At 40.7% G+C, this 1267-nt stretch carries 1 protein-coding gene; it reads right to left on the bottom strand.

The annotated features are described in order from the left end of the window. Positions 1-1229: IS21 family transposase (istA, locus tag KI363_RS21515; protein ID WP_212967604.1), on the bottom strand; the 1229-nt coding region annotated here is incomplete at its 3' end. Between the last annotated feature and the right edge of the window lie 38 nt (positions 1230-1267).

Here is a 1267-nt window from a genome sequence, read left to right as displayed (position 1 = left end):
AAATAGCTTCGCCAGCGTTCCGGTAATTGGCCATAGAACGTCGTATATTTCAAAGCTGTTGGCCTTGTGGCCATAAGAGATAGGTAGGGTTGCCATACCATTGATTTTGATGCATTTCCGTAGATTCGGTTATGTCTTACAATTTTTTCGTATCTATCCGAAAGGATAGTAACTTGATCATATGTGATTGCCACCAAGACTTTTTGTTTTGCGTAACGTGGGGAAGTGGAGTATTTTTTTGTATCCACTTGGACAAACCCATATTTATCAGCTTTCAAAGTTTCATAGCGTACACAACTATACTCCTTGGCCGGTAAGTGTAAAAATGCATGCTTATCTTCTTCGAATAATTTACTGATTTCTTCCTTTTTCTCATAATGTTGGCGATGACGATCTTTTTCAGCTTCTCCCCACAACTTGGTATTGAATTCGTCTAATTGAAATACTCTTCGTTCTGGTAAAAAGAAATTATTACGAACATACTTAACCATTGCTTCCACATGACCTTTTTCATTCCCTGAACCTGGATTACAAAATTCATATTCGAAACCGTAGTGTAAGACAAACCTTTCAAATCCCTCCGTCAGTTCACGTCTTCCATGAGGAAGAATCTTTTTCACCGCAGGTGATAAGTTATCAAAACGAACTCTTCTAGGTACACCCCCAAGGTGATGAAAGAATCGTTTCATGCCTTCCAAGAAACAGTCTTGATTCTGGGACTCAAACACCTGAACCAGAAATGCATTACTGTACGGGAAAGACATAACCAGATACGGAAGTTCTATGACTTCTCCCTCTACCTTAAACGGTGCCTCCCCAAAGTCTACCTGGGCATCCCCTGGACTTGCTTCTAACGGAAGAGCTGCCTCATCGTTTGCTTCCATCTCTTCAAGTAATTCTATTTTCCGCTTAGAGACATATGCTCTCACCGTTCGGTCTGAACCTTTAAATCCACACTCTTCCTTTAATAACTCCCAAATACGCTTCGCAGTTCTCCGATATTTCTTTTTCTTCTTCAAATCTTCCCTCAACCACTGATCCACAATCTCTTTCACCGGATCCATAACCGGAGAGGGTTGAGGTTTCCTTCCTTTCAATTCAGGTTGGAATTCATCTAGATCCGCATATTTCTGTACGGTTCTTGGGTCTCTATTTGTTCTTCTCGCAACCTCTGCATATGTATGCCCTTTTCCGTTCACTTGTTGTCTGATATAATTAATTTCAGTCACTTCTAACACTCCTAATCTACCTCCTGCCAGAATAATGG

This window comes from Lederbergia ruris, from assembly GCF_018332955.1.
Classification (GTDB): Bacteria; Bacillota; Bacilli; order Bacillales; family Bacillaceae_C; genus Lederbergia; species Lederbergia ruris.
The sequence above is the reverse complement of the archived record's forward strand: the minus strand, read 5'-3'. Positions and strand labels throughout refer to the sequence as shown.